Here is a 20562-nt window from a genome sequence, read left to right on the forward strand (position 1 = left end):
ATGGGTGAGATGACTAATGAACAATCACTTGAGATGAAGAAAGAAAAGACTATATCTTGGGAGGAGTCCAGATATTCCCATAGTAGTTCGAAGACCATACGGTCAGGGGATAGCTATAGGAGGGAATGGTTGCGGTGGCTTGAGCAATGGTTAAGGCCTCATAAGTAGTGGGCGTGCTGATTACCATTTGGCAGCAAGTGCAAATGCAGAAAGGTGAACAGCTATCCAAATGAAAATGAGAGTGTTCCCCAGTTGGGGCTGTTACAAATTCATAAGAAGCTGAAGACTCCTCACCTTCAAGCATATCCGTACAAGGCAGCCCAGTGAGTGCCAACAGATATAAGCTAAGTATGAAGGTGAAAAATCTCATATTGGGAGCAAAGATACATTTTTTTTCAATCTGACAAAATTTTTTGATTTTGTCGCATTCTACTACATAATTAAAAATAACACATCTGACACATTACCAGCTCCACGCAGACGTGCGTTGCTGCACGTCTGCGGGTGCAAAGGTAAATTTTTTTGGTTATATTGTCAAGATGTTGTACCTTTGCACCTAGAAGTTACTGAGAAAATAGGTATAATCAAATGAAATAAGAGCTATTACTAAATCATTACCTAATCTTCTTGTAATTCCTGTATCTTCTTTATTTAAAATAGATTATAAAAGTAGTTTCAATTTTGGGGCAAAATTACTAAAAAAAACTGAAAAGCAAAAAGCAAAACAGCAAAATAAGTATATTTCCCGTATTTCTATTCACCAAAATACCTATTGATTACCAGCATCTTCTTAATACACCTTTTGCATACTATCCCATAAGGTTCATCTTTTGTCTCTCTGTCCGTACATTGTTTGTCTTTTCATTATATGCCTGTCGTGCTACGACTGCCCGTATAGCTCGCACCTACCTGTGTGCTCACACTGTCTTACCTTTGTTTTTGGGTCGCTACACCCCCTTTTCACAGTATGGACTTTCCCAAAATTTGAAACTTTGGCAAAGCTGAAAGCTCCCAATAGTCTCTTTCTTACCTCCATTATATCCTTAATTTAAATTTGTCTTTTGTTCGTCTTTTGTTCGTTCATTGTTCGTCTTTTGTTCGTTGTAGACCCACTGTAGACCCACTGTAGACCCACTGTAGAGCCACTGTAGACCCACTCATCGTTCGTTTATCCTATAAGCTTCTTATAAGCTTTATATAATCCTCTCCCAATTTCTCCATTAACCATTAACCACTAACCATTAATCATCAACCATTAACCTTGCTTCCAAAGTGGATAACAAAGATTTTTAAACATCTATCTTTTTGGTCAATGAATATTATTTTATTACTTTTGCACCCGTTAAGTTCAATATTGAAACAGAAACCGTTTTTTATGAAACGCACATTTTTAGATTACTTTTTTATCACCCTCAAAGGGCTCGCTATGGGTGCTGCCGATGTAGTACCAGGAGTCTCAGGGGGAACTATTGCCTTCATTTCGGGCATCTATGAGGAGTTAGTCGATTCTATCAGCAAAGTAAACTTACAAGCCTTCAAACTCCTTTTTACAAAAGGTATAGTTGCTTTCTGGAAACACATCAATGGGAACTTTTTTGTAGCTCTCTTTGCAGGGATAGGTATCAGTATCCTCTCACTTGCCAAAGGTATGAAATGGCTGTTAGAAAATCACCCCATAATGGTATGGTCTTTCTTCTTCGGACTAATGATTGCAAGTGTCTTTTTCCTAACAAAAGAAATAAAACGTTGGAATCTCGCCGCTGTCTTAACTATGGTAGTTGGAGGGATTGTTGCTTATATTATCACTGTTATTCCTCCCTTGGTAAATGGCAGTAACCAAAGTATTATCTTTATCTTTTTCTGTGGTGCCTTAGCCATTTGCGCTATGATACTCCCAGGTATATCAGGAGCTTTTGTATTGGTACTTCTGGGGGCTTACCACACTGTTTTAGATGCGCTTAGTTCTTGGAATTTTAAAGTGATTGGCGTTTTTGCTATTGGGGCTATCACAGGTATTCTTAGCTTTTCAAAAGCCTTAAAATGGTTATTTGCTAAATTCCGAAACCTTACCTTTGCAGGACTCACAGGCTTTATTATTGGGTCACTAAACAAAGTATGGCCTTGGAAAGAAACTCTCGAAACAGACCCTACTAATGGCAGTGTGATATGGGAAAAAAGCATATCGCCTTGGGCTTTCAAAACAATCACCAATACCAATCCGCAAATCCTAACTGCTATCTTATTGGCTATTATAGGTTTCTGTGTGATTTACTCTATTGAAAAGTTAGGCGCAAAACGCACTCAAAATTAATATGAAACCATTAGAACGAGGACATAAAAAACTACTCAATGCGTGGGCTTTTTACGATTGGGCTAACTCTGTCTATTCTCTCACCATTGTCTCTACTATCTTCCCTATTTTCTACGGATTGTTATTTCGCATTGCAAAGCTCACCCATATTGAGCTCTTTGGAATGGTGATTAAAAGCACTTCTGTGATTGCTTTTGTAACCGCTTTAGCTTTTGCAGTAGTGGTAGTACTCTCCCCTATTCTCAGTGGTATCGCCGATTACTTAGGGAATAAAAAGAGCTTTATGCGCTTTTTCTGCTATTTAGGAGCTATCTCTTGTGTAGGGTTATATTGGTTTTCCTTAGAACATATTTACTTCGGACTCTTGTGCTATTTTTGTGGCGTAGTAGGCTTTTGGGGGAGTATCGTATTCTATAATTCTTATTTACCCGATATCGCTCTCCCTGAACAGTACGACGCTGTAAGTGCCAAAGGATACAGCTTAGGGTATACAGGTAGTGTATTACTGCTTATTTTTAACCTCATAATGGTAATGAAACCACAATGGGTAGGCTTTGCTACTGCTGATGCTGAAACTACTCTCACCACTATGCGCATCTCGTTTATTACAGTAGGAATATGGTGGATAGGGTTTAGTAGTATCCCCTTCTATTATCTTCCTTCGTATAAAAAAGGTAGGGGGGAGTTCAGCAAAAGCATTCTTTTCAACGGTTTTAAAGAACTGCGCAAAGTATGGCAATCTCTCTCAGCTTCTCCTCGTTTGAAGTGGTATCTTATTGCTTTCTTTGTGTACAGTATGGGTGTACAAACCGTTATGCTGATAGCCACTTATTTTGGAGAGCAAGAAATACAATGGGCAAACTCCGAAGAAAGCACTATGGGGCTCATTATAAGTGTACTCATTATTCAATTAGTAGCTATTTTAGGAGCACACCTTACGGTTTTAACAGTGCGCAAATGGGGTAATATTGCAGTGCTTATTGGGCTTAATGTTATATGGGTAGGCATCTGTTTGCTTTCATATTGCGTATATAAACCTACTGAGTTTTATGCAATAGCTATTTTAGTAGGGCTTGTAATGGGGGGCATACAAACGCTATCACGTTCCACCTATTCTGCTTACTTACCCGAAACTAAAGATACTACCTCTTTTTTCAGTTTTTACGATGTAACTGAGAAATTGGGTATTGTAATAGGAATGGGGGTTTATGGTATGATAGACCAATTTACCAATAATATGCGCAATGCTACTATTTCACTAATAGTTTTCTTTGTTTTAGGAATGTTACTGCTTTTTAAAGTGCGAAAAGTAAGTCGTGTAGCTAATGAATAATTATGAAAATATTTTCTGAATTTAGGTTTTTTCTTGAGAAATACGGTTTTGCAGTATCATCGCGTTTAGCCGAGAAGTTGGGAATGCGTGCCAAAGACGTCCGTATTGTTTTTATTTACGGCACCTTTGCCACCTTAGGAGCTTGGTTTGGTGTATATTTGCTTTTAGCATCTCTTTTAAGAATTAAAGATTTGTTCTTTGCTAAACGCACCTCTGTATTTGATTTGTAATTATTTTTTTCTTTAAATTTGCACCTTTCAAAAATACTTCGTATATTTGTGCGTTTATTAGAGTGTAACAACTAATAACTCTAATCGTAAGTAAAACTAAAATTTATTATATTATGGCAAAAACAGGAAACATATTATTAGGATTGGCAGCAGGAGCTGCTATTGGAGTGGGCTTAGGTATTCTCTTTGCCCCTGATAAGGGTAAAGTCACCCGCGAAAAGATTAAAGATAGTGTGAGTGACAAGGCTGAAAAGCTAAAAGAACAACTTGACCGTTTAACTGAAAATGTAAAAGAAAAATCAGCAGAACTAAAAGGTTCTTTAGAGGAAAAAGTAGACACCTTACTTTCCAAATCAAGCTATAAAGCCGAAGATGTGATTACTTTCTTAGAAAAGAAATTAGCCGCCTTAAAAGCAGCTAACGCTAAATTGCAGAAATAAGCACATATGTCTATCCACTCTATCAAAGAAACTTTTGAGGAAGTTCCTACAAAAGCAAGTACCGCTCTCAATTCGCAAATAGCTTACTATAAACTATTCCTTTTTAGGTTTATAGGTAAATCGTCTTACGGACTTATAACCTTTTTTATAGTATCCTTTGCGAGTTTGTTGGTATTGTTCTTTTTGTCTTTCGCCGGAGCGTATGCTATTGGTGAAGCACTTGGTAGCAATGCCTTAGGTTTTGCTATTGTAGGAGCTTTCTATGTGTTGATTGCGGTAATAATATTGGCTTTCCGCAAAAAACTTATTGAGAAGCCTCTATTAGAAAAACTCTCTGAAATCTATTTTAAAGCTGAACCCGATGACGAAGAATAAAATCTATAGCTCTTTTGAAGAAATTGATAACGACCTTAAAATACTGCGCTTAGAAAAGGAAATAGACCGACTATCTCTTACCAATCAAGTATCGGCAGTGGCAGAGAGTTTAACACCTAAAAACTTACTCGCTCATACGTGGCTTTCTTTTTTGTTTAACGAAAGAAGATGGCTAAACTTAGCTATTGAATACGCTATGTTTTTCCTTTTCAGAAGAAAACGCAAATAACCCACTTATAACTTACAATGAGACATAGCCTTGTAAAGAACCTCGATTGGACTTCAGTAATACTATACTTACTATTGGTAATGTGTGGTTGGATAGCTATCTTTTCCACTACTTACAGCGACTTAAACGTTACTTCTATCTTCGACCTCAATCAGTTTTACGGAAAGCAGTTGCTTTTTATTGGGCTTAGTTTCTTGCTTATTATCTTTATCTTAGCCATAGATAGCAGGTTTTATATCAACTTTTCAGTAATATTCTACATCATTTCGATTATACTATTAGCCGGACTGTTTATTTTTGGTAAAGAGACAAATGGAGCTAAAGCTTGGTATGCCTTTGGATCAGTTACGGTACAACCCAGTGAGTTTGCTAAAGTAGCTACAGCTCTTGCCTTTTCGCGTTATGTGAGCGATATCCACACCGATATTCGCCGTACTCCTGACCTCTTACGGGCTATTGCAATTATTTGTATTCCTGCCGTACTCATCTTATTACAACCCGACGTAGGGAGCTTATTAGTGTTTTTTTCATTAGCTTTTGTGCTTTTCCGCGAAGGTATGCCCTCTGCCCTACTCTTCTATCTATTTCTTTCAGGAGTAGTATTTGTTTCCTCACTAAAGTTTGGAACAACTTTCACTCTGTTTGCTTGTGCAGCTTGTATTGGATTTTACGGCTTTTGGCATAAGAGAAAAACAAAACGCATTCCGTTTCAAAATATATTTATCTTATCGGTTATATGCTTGCTTACGGCGTTTGTTACGCACCCAGTATACGATAACGTACTCAAACAACACCACCGCAATCGTTTGAACTTATGGCTACGTCTTGAAACTGACCCTCAGAAGATAGCTGCAATGAAGCGCGACTTTGCCTATAATACTAATATGGCTGAATCGGCGATAACCTCAGGAGGTACTTTTGGGAAAGGTTTCTTGGAAGGTACTCGTACCAAAGGTAGCTTTATCCCTGAACAACATACCGACTATATCTTCACAACCGTAGGTGAAGAATGGGGCTTTATGGGTACTGCCTTAGTGGTCATACTCTTCTCATTTTTACTATTGCGACTTACAGTACTTGCCGAGCGACAGAAATCTAAGTTTAACAGGGTGTATGGGTATTGTGTGGTATCAATACTGTTTGTGCATTTCTGTATCAATGTCGGTATGGTAATTAGCTTAATTCCTACCATCGGGATTCCGTTGCCTTTCTTCAGCTACGGAGGTTCTGGGCTTTGGGCGTTTACTATTCTGCTGTTTATCTTTTTACGATTAGATGCTAACAGACTGAACGATTGGATTCGATAATAATGATGAATGACAAATTACGAATGACAACAAATTCATATAAAGAAAAACTTTCAGAGGCAACACAGCAATACCTAAAACTTACTAAACAATACAACCAAATTAGCTTCCTCCGATTAGCTGAAATGCTACTTATCATTTGGTCAGTATACAAACTTATAAAAGCTCCATCAGTAGTAATGGGGCTATTTTGTATGCTTACTATTGTGGTTTTCCTTCTTTTGATAGTAAAACACAAGAAAATAAGTGCGTTGCGCAGTATCGCTCAAACTAAAATACGCCTCAATGAGCAGGAAATTGCATTTTTAGAACAACATACTTTCTTCACCGATAACGGCAAAGATTTTCAAGAAGAAAACCACCCTTATGCTTACGATTTGGATATTTTAGGTGAACATTCACTCTATCATTATCTTAACCGTACGCATACTTTCTTAGGCAGAAAACTTTTAGCCGAGCGACTTCTCTCTCCTTCTTCTGAGGACATTATCAACACACAAGAACAGATAAAAGCACTTACTCCCGACCTAAGCTGGCGACAAACCTTTACTGCTTATGCTCAACAAATAGATGACAGCAAAGATTTTTACATTAAACTACGCACTTGGGCAGGTAGCACTGTGAAACTATTAAGCAAAACAATGCAATATACTCTCATTGTTCTACCTATATTCCTCATCATAAGTCTTTTGATAGGATATGGAAACGACAACGAACTACTAAAAAGCGTTGGAAAGTTCTTAATCACTCTAAACTTGCTACTGTTTTTCTCTTTTATTGGTAAAATGACGAAAGAAAAACTCGGTTTTGAGCGTACTTATACAATGTTATATGCTTTTAAGGAGTGTATTGCACAAGTAGAAGCGCGTTTCCCTGAGAAAAACAAACAAGCAAGCGCTAAAATAGCTCAACTTTCCCGATTGTTAGACGATTTGGACAACGTGAGTAATATATTAGTCTCTATACCCCTAAACCTTTTCTCTTTTTATCACGTACATCGTTATCAGCAACTTTTGCAATGGAAGGCGCAATATGCAAGCTGTATTGAAGAATGGTTAGAGTCGGTGGGGGAAACGGAAGTGTTGTGCAGTTTTGCTAACTTTAGTTATAACAACCCTGAATTCGTTTATCCTACCCTCAATAATGATTATAAAATAGCTTTTGAAGCCGTAGGACACCCACTTATCCCTTCTGAACATCGGATTACCAATGATATTACACTGGGAGAGCACGCTTTTGTATTGCTTACGGGCTCTAATATGTCGGGTAAGAGTACTTTCTTGCGCACTTTGGGAGTTAATATGTTGCTTACCCTTGTTGGGTTACCTGTTTGTGCGCGCAAAGCCAATATACACCCTTTGCGTTTACGCGTCTCTATGCGTCTTGCTGATTCGCTTAACGACGGCAAATCGTATTTCTTTGCTGAAATCAATCGTATACAGCAGATAATGGAAACCTTAGAGGACGAACGTTGCTTTGTGCTCTTAGACGAAGTACTACGGGGTACTAATTCAGAAGACAAACAGTACGGCACTATTAAGATTATCGAACGATTGCTTTCCTTACAAGCTTTGGGCGTGCTGGCTACTCACGATATAGAAGTGTGTAAACTTACTGAACAATATCCTCATCAACTTCAAAATAAATGCTTTGAGTCTGACATCACCAATGGAGAACTCACTTTCGACTATAAGTTAAGAGAGGGCGTTTGCCAAAACAAAAATGCTACTTTCTTGATGAAAAAATTGGGAATCATTAGGTAATACCGAATTAATACCAATAATACCAATAATGCCAATAATGCCAGAAATGCCAAATAAAGATTAGCAAATTAGCAGATTTGAAAATTAGCAAATAGGAAGTGTTGTTAATGGTGAATGGTGAAATTGGGAGAGGATTATAGGAAGCTTATAGGATAAACGAACAAAGAGTGGCTCTACAGTGGCTCTACAGTGGCTCTACAACGAACAAAAGACGAAGGAAGAACGAACAAAAGACGAACAAAAGACGAAGGAAGAACGAACAAAAGACGAACAATGAACGAAGGAAGAGTGTAGCTAAGTTAGTACTAAGTAGAAGAATACTTGAACGTGTAAGGCAAGTTTCTTCTTTTTTTTATGCCTTTAAACTAACATTTTAGGCTTTAAATATTGTTAGTTGGTAATTATTCACTACCTTTGCACCAAATTAAATAGAAATGGCAAATACCAAATATATATTTGTAACTGGGGGCGTAACTTCTTCTTTGGGGAAGGGCATCATTGCGGCTTCGCTTGCCAAGCTCTTGCAGGCTCGTGGCTATAGGGTGACGATACAAAAATTTGACCCTTACATCAATGTAGACCCTGGTACGCTCAACCCTTATGAACACGGCGAATGTTTCGTGACCGAAGACGGTGCTGAGACTGACCTCGACTTGGGACATTATGAACGCTTCCTAAACGTACACACTTCGCAAGCTAATAATGTAACCACAGGACGCGTTTACCAAAGCGTTATCGAGAAAGAACGCCGTGGTGAGTTCTTGGGCAAAACGGTGCAAGTAATACCTCACATTACCAACGAAATTAAGGAACGCATTCAGATACTTGGCAAAACAGGCGAATACGACATTGTGATTACCGAAATAGGTGGTACGGTGGGCGACATCGAATCGTTGCCTTATATAGAATCAGTAAGACAGCTTTTGTGGGACTTAGGAGAGCACAATGGCATCGTGATACATCTTACCTTAGTACCTTACCTTGCTGCGGCGGGTGAACTGAAAACCAAACCTACGCAACACAGCGTGAAAACCCTGATGGAAAGCGGTATTCAAGCCGATATACTGGTTTGTCGTACCGAACACGAACTTTCGGACGAGCTTCGATACAAGCTGGCGCTTTTCTGCAATGTGAAGCGAGAGGCAGTAATCCAGTCTATTGATGTGCCTACTATTTACGATGTACCTAATATGATGCTTTTAGAAGGGTTGGACAAAGTGACACTCAAGAAGCTGAACCTCCCTTGTAAAAACGAGCCCGACCTCACCCAATGGAACACTTTTTTGCAACGCTACAAGAACCCCAAACACCGCATAAAAGTAGGGTTAGTAGGCAAATACGTAGAGTTACAAGATGCGTATAAGTCGATTTTAGAAGCCTTTATACACGCCGGAGCGGCGAACGAAGTGCGCGTGGATGTGGAGAGTATTCACTCAGAACACCTCAATGAAGAAAATATAGAAGCCAAATTAGGTCATTTGGATGCTGTGCTCGTAGCCCCAGGTTTTGGCGGTCGCGGTATTGAAGGCAAGATAAAAGCTATTGAATACGTGCGTGAACACCGCATTCCGTTTTTGGGAATTTGTCTTGGGATGCAAATGGCAGTCATTGAATTTGCGCGACACATAGCTGGACTTAAAGGGGCTAATTCTACCGAGATGAATGAGCAAACGCCTTATCCGGTAATCAGTTTGATGGAAAGTCAGAAGGAAATTACTCACAAAGGAGGCACTATGCGCCTGGGGGCTTGGGCTTGTGAGCTTAGCAAAGGCAGTAAGATATACGAAGCCTATGGCAAGAAAGAGATTTCGGAACGACATCGCCACCGCTATGAGTTTAACAACGACTACAAAGAACAGCTCGAAAAGGCAGGCTTGCAGTGCACTGGTATCAACCCCGATACGGGTTTGGTGGAAGTGATAGAATTGCCCAATCACCCTTGGTTTGTGGGCGTACAGTATCACCCCGAATACAAGAGCACCGTTGCCAATCCGCATCCGCTATTTGTAGCTTTTGTGAGGGCAGCCTTAAACAATAAACTAAAAAAGAACTAAAACACGGATAAAAACACTTATATGGAAGAAAAAAAATTCGATTTAAAGAGTATTATAGGTTTTACCTTGATTTTTATACTTTTGATGTGGTTTATGAATAACAATAAACCAAGTGAAGAAGAATTAGCTAAACGCAAAGCACAACAAGAACAACAAGCAAATCAAGCTACTAACACCCAAAAAGACACCCATACCGCTACCTTCCAAGGTATCCCTACTGATTCGGTAGCCTTAGAAAAGTACAAAGCCAGCTTAGGAGCTTTTGCCTATTCGGCTACTCTACCGTCGGCTAAAGACGGGGTGACTGTATTGGAAAACAAAGATATCAAGCTCACTATCAGCAACCGGGGCGGACAACCCAAGGAGGTTTTGCTCAAAGAATTTAAAACTTATGATTCTTTACCTGTTTACTTAATTAAAGATTGGAATGCTACTTTTAACCTCAGTTTTACTACTGCTCAGAACCAAACCCTAAGTTCTAAAGACTTGTACTTTGAGCCTACGCTAAACGAAAACAACGGCAACAAAGTGCTTTCGATGAAGCTCAAAACTTCAGAAAACGCTTATTTAGAATATGTGTACACCCTACCAAAAGAAGGTTATATGTTGGACGTGGCAGTGCGCTCACAAGGTTTATCGGGTGTTGTGAATACTTCTAAGCCTATGAACATCGACTGGAAGTTACAGGCACGCCGTATGGAGAAGAGCGTCACCTATGAAAACCGTTATACGCAAGCGACGGTGCAGTACGACGGCGACCGCATTAGCCGCTTGAGTCAAGGAGGTAATGACGAGCAAAAAGAAGAGAAAGTGAACTGGGTGGCTTACAAACAACACTTGTTTACATCGGTGCTCATTTCTGACAACCCGTTTGCCAAAGGCGATTTTGTTTCTCACAATATCGCTATGAGCGAAGGAAAAGATGTAAAATATACCAAGAACTTCCTTACTTCTTTGCCTATACAAGCGAAAAGCGGAGAGCTAAGCGAGTCGTTACACTTCTATTTTGGACCTAGCGATTACAACGTGCTCAAACAGTACAACGACAAGTATGAACTTACTGAGCTCATTCCGTTAGGCTGGGGTATTTTTGGTTGGCTCAACAAATGGTTGTTCATTCCGCTTTACAACTTCCTCACTAATTATTTCTCGGTAGGATTGGTGATTATTTTGATGACCATTATCGTGCGTTTATTATTGTCTCCTATCGTTTACAAATCGTACGTATCGCAGGCTAAGATGAAGGTATTGCGCCCTGAGATTGAGGAAATCAACAAGAAATATGAAGAACCTATGAAACGCCAACAAGAAACTATGGCACTCTACAACAAAGCAGGTGTGAACCCGCTCAGCGGTTGTATTCCTGCTCTGTTACAGTTACCTGTGTTCTTGGCACTCTTTAACTTCTTCCCTACCGAATTTGGATTGAGACAAAAGAGTTTTTTATGGGCTCACGACCTATCGTCATACGATGCTATTTTTGAACTTCCTTTCTCTATACCGTTCTACGGAAGTCACGTGAGTTTGTTTCCATTGTTGGCTTCTATCGCTATTTTCATCTACTCAATGATGACAATGGCACAGACTGCACAACCTCAGCAACCTGGAATGCCTAATATGAAGTTCCTCATCTACTTATCACCAGTGATGATGTTGTTCTTCTTTAACAACTACGCCAGCGGACTGAGTTTGTACTACTTTATATCTAACCTATTGACCATAGGCATTATGTTGGCTATCAAGTATTGGATTATAGACGAGCAGAAGATTCACGCACAGATACAAGAAAACAAGAAAAAACCTAAGAAGGAAAGTAAATTCCAAGCCAAAATGCGTGAGATGATGGAGCAAGCCGAAGCCCAACGCAAGGCACAACAGAAGAGATAACCGAAGGATTAAAAAATAATTATAAGGTACTCCGAGCCCTTAACATAAGGGGGATGGAGTACCTTTTTAGTTATAGATTAGGAAATTAGAGAATTAGCAAATGAGAAAATGAGAATATGGGAAAATGAGAAAATGAGGAAATGGGGTTGTGGGTTTGCTTGGGGTTTTAGGAGAGGCTCGGAGAGATGTTGAGAATCTCGGGGGGTGAGATAGCCAAAAGGATTAATATATTAGGGGGAACGTTACTATTAGAATGTAAAGTGAAAAAAAACGTAAAAAAACTTGTATTATTCAAAAATAGTTCTGACCTTTGCGGTCATATAACCAAAACCTGTTGGACAATGCTAAAGTATCTTATCTTCTTTTTAGGTACCCTTAGTATCTATGCTCAAAAAGAGTACTGTTTTCAGTACGACAGCGCGGGTAACCAGCGCAGTGCGCTTTTGTGCCTCAACGGCAAAGACGACGCTACCGATGAGGAGCTCTTTGACGAACTGCCTGAGGCTTTGAAATCTTCAGAGACTGATAATTCTTCTAAAATTACTCTGCAAGGAGCCCCTAACCCTGTAACTGATAACTTGGCGGTGTATTGGCATCACAGTGAAAATGGAGTGCTGACGCAACTTGTTGTGTTTTCGGTAGACGGCAAGATGATGTATAGGACGGATCAAATTCCTGCGAATGAGCCTTTTCACATCAATGTATCTACTTGGTCGGTGGGGTATTACTTTTTGGTAGCTACGTTTTCTGACGGCAGTAGGAAGGTGTTTAAGGTGGTGAAACAATAATATTAATGATTAACGGTTAATGTTAAGTTATAAACGATTAAGCATATGAAAAAGTTGTTATTATTACTATCTGTTTGTTATACTCTTGGCAGTGTAGCTCAAGAGACTTACCCTTTGCAGGCTATTGAACGCACTTCATTTTATGCAGAGCCTGTTGACCCTCCTACTGAAACGGCACTTCCTTCGGGGAACATAGCAGCACGAGATGGTGGCGGTAATACTGTGGGCTTGACTACGGGTGAACTGAGTGTATCAGGCACGGGTGCAGCAGTGTATACCGTGCCTATTGCGGTACCTCAAGGGATTAAGGGCGTTGCCCCTACCTTGGCACTGACTTACAACAGCCAGAGTGGTAACGGCATTGCGGGTTATGGTTGGCACTTAGCGGGGCTTTCGGTGATAAGCCGAGTAGGGAGCACGATGTATCACAATGGTAAGATTACCGAAGTAAACCTTACGGAAACAGACCAGTTTGCTTTGGACGGACAGCGATTGATGCTGAAAGAAGGAGTATATGGCAAAGCAGGAGCTACTTATCAAACAGAAGTTTTTTCTGATTTAAAAATAAAACAACTCTCAGAGGGTGCTACTATGGGATTTGAAGTATTGTACCCTGATGGCTCTAAAGCGTATTACGGGCAAACAGAGGACAGTAGGTCTCCTGTAGTGTATGCTATAACTTACAGGGAGAATGCGCAAGGGGTGCGTATATCTTATACTTATGAGCGCAGAGGGAATATGCTTTTCATAAAAGCCATTACCTATGGCAAACAGGGTAATATTACAGGAGATAAGAAAATAGAATTTTACTATGATAGACCCCGTAGGCGACCAGAAGTTTCGTATGTGGGAGGTATCCGATTTGAAGATACCTCACTCTTGGATAAAATTATAGTAACTTCAGGAGCAAAGGAATATAGGAAATATATCCTTGATTATTTAGTAGAAGAAAAGCCAGAAGAAACCTTATTTTATGACCGATTGCTCACAGTACAAGAATGGGTGGATAACGAGAAGAAAGCACCTATCACTTTTTCATATTTACAAACAAAAGCAGGATTTAAAGAAGAAATAAGCACCTATACATTACAGAATATGCAATATATCTCTTTTGAGAATACCAAAGCAGTTCCTTTGGATTTTGATGGAGATAGGTTGATGGATTTTATTTTAATTTTATATAATTCTACCAGTGGAAATGGCACATACAACACTGTATGCGCTTTTGATGATTATAGAAAAGGATGGGGACAAAAACCTGTGCTTTATCCACAACAAATAGCGCCTTTTAATCAACTATTTTCTGCAAAAGTTTTAACAGGTGTAAACAAAAATATATTTACGGGAGCAGAAGGATTCATAACAGTAGATGAAAAAAAGGATAAATTAGTGTTTCGTACCTATGTAAAAGGTTCTGCTTCACCAATAGAAAAATGGGGTGATGATATAGAATGGAATTTACCCACTTATGATGAAAGAAATGCCTTTTGGTGCTATGATAAGATAAAGGATAATAAAGTAAGAAGACCTAAGGGGATACCTATCAGGATGTGGTTTTATCATACTTTTGTACCAGAAAAAAAACAGGTACCTATTAAAATACTCTCAGGTGATTTTGATGGAGATGGTTTAACAGAAATACTTGCGGTTGAAAAAAGTTATGAACGTAATGAGTGTGCTCCAAAAGAAAAATATGTGTTAGAAGAAGATGATTACTATAATTCTTATGAATATCCCTACTATCCAGAACAAGCTTGTGATTGTCGAACATATATTGATGGAGGTTTTTCGATATATTGGGTAAAATCGAATGCAGAAAAAAACAGTTATACAAAAGAAGTAGGGTCGCTCTTAAACCAATATAAGCATAACGATTTACTTTATACATTAGATGTGACAGGTAATGGTAAAACGAATCTTATTCACATTACAGAAGGGAGAATTTATATTTATGAGTTTGATGAGAATTTAAAACCTCACTTACTATGGGAATATTCACACCCTTATATCAAATCACTATCAAAGCAACCTATTGCAGGCGATTTTAATGGTGACGGTAAAATGGACTTTTTACTTCCAAAAGAAAAAGATAGTAACAAGTTTGTACTACTGACAAATACAGGAAACTCCTTTGAAGCTTCGCCGGATATTGATTGTCCGTTTACTTATAGAGAGTCATATAAACAACGTAAAATAGATAAGGCTAATACTTCTTTTTGGAAATGGATAGATCCTAAATGGGTTGAATATGAAGTAACGCATTCTCATAGTTTAATTCCTATAGATCTTAATAATGATGGTAAAACCGATATTGTAGAGACTTACTCTAATAGAGTTTCTACTGATGAATTTCCTGAGGAAAAGAAAGAAAGCTATCTCAAACTGTATGAAAACATACAGATGAGCACACTTGCATTTCGTAAAGGCGACACTTATACTTATCCTTATACAGGATATATACCTCATTATATATTTTCTCCCTCAGATGAGAGAGGCATATTTATGGATATTTCACTTGTATCAGGAAATACAATCAAAGTTATACGCTCAGAGAAAAATAGCAGAAAGGATATGCTATTAGGGACAGTATTACAGAAAAACATAGCTCATAAGGTATATTATCAACCAATGACTGAAAAATTTCCTTACGATTACAACAATTTAAATGCAGATGAAATATTTACTTATCAAGGTGGAAGTGGAGAACAGTTCCCTTATATTGATCTTAAAAATGAACCTTCACTATTTTTAGTAAACAAATTAGAACGTAATGGAGGAGGACTACCTGATGCTGAACAACAGTTTAAATATGTAGGAGGGGTATCGCATTATACGGGCTTAGGATTTTTAGGCTTTAAGTCGGTAGGCAGAACTAATTGGTATGTTCAAGGGAAAGAGTCAGACGAGATTCTTTATACATTCACCTATAACAATCCTCAATTGCGAGGGGTTACTACTGAGGAATATGAATTTGACTATATGGTGCGTAAATATAACAAAGAGCTTTTGACAACTAATTATCTTAAAAAAACTTCTTATACGTACCAAAATCTTACCAACTCTAACAAGATTTGCCGCATACAACTCACCGAGAAAAACACTGATAACAAACTCAGTGGGGTAACCTCCTCTCAAAAAATATCTTATAATACAGATGGGCTACCTACACGAGTGGAAACTATGGCAGGAGCCTCTAAAAGTACTGCAGAAACGACCTATGCCCCTAAAAGTGAATCGCCTTACTTAGTAGGAAGGGTGGCTTCGCAGAAGGCTTCTAACACTATAGATGGTGATACTTTTACTACTGAAGAACAGTATACTTATCAAGGAAATTTAGTTACTACCCATAAGGCAAAAGGACATCAGACAGGTTTTAAAACAGAGCAGTTTACTTATGACGAAGTAGGTAATATCACCCAAAAAGAGGTAACCACCGAAAGTGGCAAGACACGCCGAGAGCAAATGGAGTATGACGCCTCAAAACGCTTCTTGAAAAAGCACACTGATTTTGAGGGACAAGATAGTACTTACCTATACGACGATTACAACGGTACCTTATTACAAGAGACCAATCACTTTGGACAAACCACTCGTTATGCTTATGACGCTTGGGGACGAACAACCAAAGCTACCGACTTTCTCGGCAAAAGTGTTTACACTACTTATAGTACTGATGCTTCAGGATATACAACAGCTACACGTGCTGATGATGGTAGCGAAAGTGAAGAAAAATACAGTTGGTTAGGACTCTTGCAATATAGCAAAGCTAAAAATGCTTTTGGGCAAAATGTAATGGTAAGCTACCAATACGATGCCCAAGGAAGAAAAATAAGAGAGAGCTTGCCTCACTTTGAAGACAAGGCTGAAAATTGGATTGTTACCACTTATGACCGCTATGGCAGAGTGACCCAAACACAACACCCAACAGGGAAAACTACCCAGATAAGTTACAACAAGCTAACTACTACTATAAACGATGGTAGTAAGACGGTGATTACTACCCAAAACGCAACAGGGCAAACGGTAAAACAAGAAGACCCCGGAGGTACTATTACCTATAGCTATTTTGGTAATGGCAACTTAAAGATGGCACAATATGAGGGCTCTGTACAACGCATTACCCAAGATGGTTGGGGACGCAAAACGAGCCTCACCGACCCTTCGGCGGGACGTTATACTTATGAGTATGACGATTGGAGCAGGCTTACCAAAGAAACCACCCCCAAAGGTAGTACTATTTACGCTTACGAGGGAGAAAGCGACCGTGTAAAGGAAAAACAGATCACAGGTGAGTATACCGATATGCGCCTTGCTTATACCTACAATAACGACAAACTGCTCACTCAACTCAGTTTGCAAAACAAGGATGGTAATAACGAACTCTACACTTACAATTACAACCCTAATAGACAACTGAGTGAACTTACTGAAAAGAAATTAGGTAGCAACCTCACTTTTATTCAAAAATACGCTTATGACGATTTTGGACGTACCACTCGTGAGACCTATACAGCCGATGGCTATGGTAAACACATCACTACTCAATTGTTATATGAATACCAAAATGGAGAAGCAACTACTCTGAAAAAAGCTTCAGGAGAAGTATTGTGGCAATTGCAAGAAGTGAATGAGTATGGAGCTCCTATACGGCAGATAAAAGGAAAAACTACCGAAACCTACCAATACGATTTTCATTACCCCGTAAGTCAGCTCATAAGCAATGAGCAAATTACCTTAGAAACAAAGGTTTACCAATTTGACAGAGCTAAAAGTTTACTGAACGAACGTACCTATAGTTTTAACGGTGCTAAGGAGACTTTTGGCTATGATGCGCAACAACAGCTTACCTCGTGGAAAGGTACAGGAACAGAAGGTGCGCAGACGTATGACTTGAGAGGACGTATTGAACAAAACAACCAATTAGGTCGTTATGAATACGCAGGTAGTAACTACCGCCAACAAAGGCTTATTACTAATGAAGCAGGCGATACCCATTTAGAAAAATACCCTTTTCCTGCAATTCGCTACAATGTTTTTAAAGCTCCAGAGCAAATATATGTAAAAGATAAAGAGCGGATAAGCTTTGAATATGATGCTTTTGAGAGTAGAGCCACAATGTACTACGGAGGTACAGACCCCGAAAAGCAAAAACGCCGTTATGTTAAACACTACAGTCACGACGGCACTTTTGAGGTAAAACACGATCGCACTACAGGGCTAATACAATTTTATATTTACTTAGGCGGAGATGCCTATAGCGCTCCAGCAGTGCTCTCAGTTACTGATGACAGTGAAAAATACCTATACTTGCATCGCGATTATTTGGGTAGTATTACCCTTATCACCGATAACACAGGTAATGCAATAGAGAGACGGCATTTTGATGCTTGGGGCAATATCACGAACTATTGGAATGCCGAAGGGAAAACTACTATCCCTGCGGAAGGTATATTGTTAGATCGTGGCTATACAGGGCACGAACATTTACAAACGGTAGGCTTGATACATATGAACGGACGGTTGTACGACCCAGCCTTACACCGTTTCTTACAACCTGATAACTTTGTACAAGACCCTTTTAACACCCAAAACTTTAATAGGTATGGATATTGTTTGAATAACCCATTGGTGTATGTAGATAAGAATGGAGAAATTGTTTGGTGGGTAGTTGGAGTAGCGGCATTAATAGGAGCTTATACAGGAGGAACTATAGCTAATGAAGGAGAAGCTAATCCTATAAAATGGAATTATGCTGATAATTGGGGATATATTTTAGGAGGAGCTGCGATAGGTGCTATTAATGGATATGTATCACAATTAGTGGGGGCAATGATACCCATAGGGCAGAGCGGTTTTGGGATAAGCATAACGCCACAGTTAGTTTTAGGTTCAGATGGATTAGGGGTTGGTGTAAATGGAACATTTGGTTATCAAACTAATTTTGGATTAAATATAGGTCTGAATTTTGGAGCTACTTATTACCTAAGTGCAATAGGTACAGGTGAGAGTGGTTGGGAAAAAAGAATAGGATATGGTATAGGTTATAAAGGTAAATCTTTTCAAGCAGGCATAGGTTCTACCTATTTCTTTAGTGGAGAGACTTCACAGCAAACAGGGTCTATATATATGGGAGGAGGCAATTGGCGATTGACCTATGAGAACGATACCTGGGCACCTGTACCAGGACTTTTTACACCAGGTACTTACGAGAAAGACAAATACCGCACTGCTGCTTTGCGATTTGATATCACAGGAGGTAAGCTAAAAGGACTAAATGCGGGGCTAAACATTTTTACAGGTAAGGCGGAAGGCTATGATAGTGAGAATATTTACGGTGGAGGTACAGCAGATAAATATCGTATGGGAGTCATTTATATAGGCTATAACCAGTACCGCATAGGTTATAACAGCGAACGCAATATACGAGGTCCTATACAAAATGGTTTTCACGATAGGATGGGAGTCCCTCACTTTAGAGTTTTAAGTCTTTCTGATAGATTTTATTACGGATTTTATTCATCAAATCCTTATACATTATGGTAACAAAAAAAACAATATTAGTAGTATTTTGTATTCTATCATTGGTAATGATAGGATGTAGTAAAATCGTTGCTGATTTAGGAATGCAACGTAAACCTTATTTGGGAACAGATTTAAAAATAGATGGTTATTATTATTCTGATAGCCCTATATGGGATAAAACTATAGCTGTTACAATTTTCTATAGAGATGGAGTGAGTATATTGGTTTTTATATATGCAGAACAAGATATTTTTCAATCTATTGAAAAAAAGTTTCTTTATAATCAAGATGTTCTCTCTAAAATAAAGAATGATCCCTATGGTATAGGTGTTTTTACGATTAATAATAAATCTCTTGAAATGGAAAATTTTATAGGAAGAGGTTTTAAACACACCTATCATATCTATGGAGAAATTATTAATGACTCAACTTTTGTAATGAAACGATTTATAGGTATAGAAGGTAGTGAGTCTTTTCATAATTTAAAATTTAAATTTAAAAAATTTAGTCCTAAGCCAGATAGCACGAGTGTATATATACGATAATACCGTATAGGTATAATAGTGAACACAATATACGAGATCCTATATAAAATGGTTTTCACGATAAGATGGGAGTCCCTCACTTTAGAGTTTTAAGTCTTTCTGATAGATTTTATTACGGAATTTATTCATCAAACCCTTATACATTATGGTAACAAAAAAAGCAATATTAGTAGTATTTTGTATCTTATTATTAGTAATATTGGGGTGCAGTAAAGTATGGCGGACAGAATTAGATATGCAACGTAAACCTTATTTGGGAACAGATTTAAAAATAGATGGATATTATTATTCTGAACCTATGTGGAAAGAAAAAGAATCTTTTGCTGTTGCTGTGTTTTATAGAAATGGAGTGAGTATGCTTGTCTTTTTAGAAATGGGACAGTCTCCTGAAAGAGATTTTTTGCTTAATGAAAGTTTCATTTCTGATATGAAAAGTAAACCACATTCTATAGGTGTTTTTAGTATTAATAGCCACTCTCTTGAAATGGAGAATTTCATAGGAAGAGGTTTTAGGCATACATATAAATCTTATTATGAAATTATTAATGACTCAACTTTTGTAATGAAACGATTTATAGGTATAGAAGGTAGTGAGTCTTTTCATAATTTAAAATTTAAATTTAAAAAATTTAGTCCTAAGCCAGATAGTACCAGCGTGTACATACCATAAATACAGTATAGGCTATAACAGTGAACGCAATATACGAGGTCCTATATAAAATGGTTTTCACGATAGGATGGGAGTCCCTCACTTTAGAGTTTTAAGCCTCTCAGATAA

General features: G+C 38.4%; 15 protein-coding genes. 14 read left to right on the plus strand and 1 reads right to left on the minus strand.

Annotated elements, in window-relative coordinates; genetic code table 11:
- Positions 1–49: 49 nt before the first annotated feature.
- Positions 50–370, minus strand: a complete 321-nt coding sequence (locus tag COCH_RS12625; protein WP_009411032.1) for a DUF6660 family protein — start codon at positions 368–370, stop codon at positions 50–52.
- Between the two features lie 1005 nt (positions 371–1375).
- On the opposite strand from COCH_RS12625, the gene COCH_RS00745 reads away from it, so the two are divergent.
- From COCH_RS00745 to COCH_RS00810, 14 genes are all read left to right on the plus strand, one after another.
- On the plus strand, positions 1376–2311 hold the full coding sequence (locus COCH_RS00745) for a DUF368 domain-containing protein (RefSeq protein ID WP_041546878.1): 936 nt from the start codon (positions 1376–1378) through the stop codon (positions 2309–2311).
- A gap of 1 nt (position 2312) precedes the next feature.
- On the plus strand, positions 2313–3644 hold the full coding sequence (locus COCH_RS00750; protein ID WP_012796931.1) for an MFS transporter: 1332 nt from the start codon (positions 2313–2315) through the stop codon (positions 3642–3644).
- A gap of 2 nt (positions 3645–3646) precedes the next feature.
- Entirely contained in the window at positions 3647–3874 is a 228-nt protein-coding gene (locus COCH_RS00755; protein WP_012796932.1) for a hypothetical protein, read from the plus strand.
- 113 nt (positions 3875–3987) lie between these two features.
- Entirely contained in the window at positions 3988–4314 is a 327-nt protein-coding gene (locus COCH_RS00760) for a YtxH domain-containing protein (protein ID WP_009420979.1), read from the plus strand.
- A gap of 6 nt (positions 4315–4320) precedes the next feature.
- Complete coding sequence (locus tag COCH_RS00765; RefSeq protein WP_009421020.1) at positions 4321–4689, plus strand: phage holin family protein; 369 nt, start codon at positions 4321–4323, stop codon at positions 4687–4689.
- The gene (locus tag COCH_RS00770; protein ID WP_002672980.1) at positions 4676–4918 is read left to right on the plus strand and encodes a DUF6327 family protein; all 243 of its coding nucleotides are present in this window, start codon (positions 4676–4678) and stop codon (positions 4916–4918) included. The genes COCH_RS00765 and COCH_RS00770 overlap by 14 nt, the downstream gene beginning before the upstream one ends.
- Positions 4919–4935: 17 nt before the next feature.
- On the plus strand, positions 4936–6225 hold the full coding sequence (rodA, locus tag COCH_RS00775) for a rod shape-determining protein RodA (RefSeq protein ID WP_012796933.1): 1290 nt from the start codon (positions 4936–4938) through the stop codon (positions 6223–6225).
- A gap of 2 nt (positions 6226–6227) precedes the next feature.
- Positions 6228–7988: a MutS-related protein gene (locus COCH_RS00780; RefSeq protein WP_012796934.1), complete on the plus strand. Its 1761-nt coding sequence runs from the start codon at positions 6228–6230 to the stop codon at positions 7986–7988.
- Between the two features lie 434 nt (positions 7989–8422).
- Positions 8423–10042 (plus strand): CTP synthase, encoded by a 1620-nt coding sequence (locus COCH_RS00785; RefSeq protein WP_012796935.1) that lies wholly within the window; start codon positions 8423–8425, stop codon positions 10040–10042.
- Between the two features lie 21 nt (positions 10043–10063).
- Entirely contained in the window at positions 10064–11929 is a 1866-nt protein-coding gene (gene yidC, locus COCH_RS00790) for a membrane protein insertase YidC (protein ID WP_012796936.1), read from the plus strand.
- Positions 11930–12270: 341 nt separating this feature from the next.
- Positions 12271–12717 carry a T9SS type A sorting domain-containing protein gene (locus COCH_RS00795; protein ID WP_041546880.1) on the plus strand — a complete coding sequence of 149 codons (447 nt, stop codon included), beginning with the start codon at positions 12271–12273 and terminating at the stop codon, positions 12715–12717.
- A 45-nt stretch (positions 12718–12762) separates the two neighbouring features.
- Positions 12763–19260, plus strand: coding sequence for a polymorphic toxin type 23 domain-containing protein (locus COCH_RS00800; protein WP_012796938.1), 6498 nt, complete (start codon positions 12763–12765; stop codon positions 19258–19260).
- Positions 19254–19784, plus strand: coding sequence for a hypothetical protein (locus COCH_RS00805; protein WP_012796939.1), 531 nt, complete (start codon positions 19254–19256; stop codon positions 19782–19784). Before COCH_RS00800 ends, COCH_RS00805 begins: the two co-directional genes overlap by 7 nt.
- 145 nt (positions 19785–19929) lie before the next feature.
- Positions 19930–20454 carry a hypothetical protein gene (locus tag COCH_RS00810; protein ID WP_012796940.1) on the plus strand — a complete coding sequence of 175 codons (525 nt, stop codon included), beginning with the start codon at positions 19930–19932 and terminating at the stop codon, positions 20452–20454.
- Positions 20455–20562 lie beyond the last annotated feature (108 nt).

This window comes from Capnocytophaga ochracea DSM 7271 (assembly GCF_000023285.1).
In the GTDB taxonomy this organism is placed as follows: Bacteria; Bacteroidota; Bacteroidia; order Flavobacteriales; family Flavobacteriaceae; genus Capnocytophaga; species Capnocytophaga ochracea.

Coding starts and splice junctions, on each gene's coding strand:
- COCH_RS12625 (WP_009411032.1), bottom strand. CDS start 370: ATGAGATTTTTCACCTTCATACTTAGCTTATATCTGTTGGCACTCACT.
- COCH_RS00745 (WP_041546878.1), top strand. CDS start 1,376: ATGAAACGCACATTTTTAGATTACTTTTTTATCACCCTCAAAGGGCTC.
- COCH_RS00750 (WP_012796931.1), top strand. CDS start 2,313: ATGAAACCATTAGAACGAGGACATAAAAAACTACTCAATGCGTGGGCT.
- COCH_RS00755 (WP_012796932.1), top strand. CDS start 3,647: ATGAAAATATTTTCTGAATTTAGGTTTTTTCTTGAGAAATACGGTTTT.
- COCH_RS00760 (WP_009420979.1), top strand. CDS start 3,988: ATGGCAAAAACAGGAAACATATTATTAGGATTGGCAGCAGGAGCTGCT.
- COCH_RS00765 (WP_009421020.1), top strand. CDS start 4,321: ATGTCTATCCACTCTATCAAAGAAACTTTTGAGGAAGTTCCTACAAAA.
- COCH_RS00770 (WP_002672980.1), top strand. CDS start 4,676: ATGACGAAGAATAAAATCTATAGCTCTTTTGAAGAAATTGATAACGAC.
- rodA (WP_012796933.1), top strand. CDS start 4,936: ATGAGACATAGCCTTGTAAAGAACCTCGATTGGACTTCAGTAATACTA.
- COCH_RS00780 (WP_012796934.1), top strand. CDS start 6,228: ATGATGAATGACAAATTACGAATGACAACAAATTCATATAAAGAAAAA.
- COCH_RS00785 (WP_012796935.1), top strand. CDS start 8,423: ATGGCAAATACCAAATATATATTTGTAACTGGGGGCGTAACTTCTTCT.
- yidC (WP_012796936.1), top strand. CDS start 10,064: ATGGAAGAAAAAAAATTCGATTTAAAGAGTATTATAGGTTTTACCTTG.
- COCH_RS00795 (WP_041546880.1), top strand. CDS start 12,271: ATGCTAAAGTATCTTATCTTCTTTTTAGGTACCCTTAGTATCTATGCT.
- COCH_RS00800 (WP_012796938.1), top strand. CDS start 12,763: ATGAAAAAGTTGTTATTATTACTATCTGTTTGTTATACTCTTGGCAGT.
- COCH_RS00805 (WP_012796939.1), top strand. CDS start 19,254: ATGGTAACAAAAAAAACAATATTAGTAGTATTTTGTATTCTATCATTG.
- COCH_RS00810 (WP_012796940.1), top strand. CDS start 19,930: ATGGTAACAAAAAAAGCAATATTAGTAGTATTTTGTATCTTATTATTA.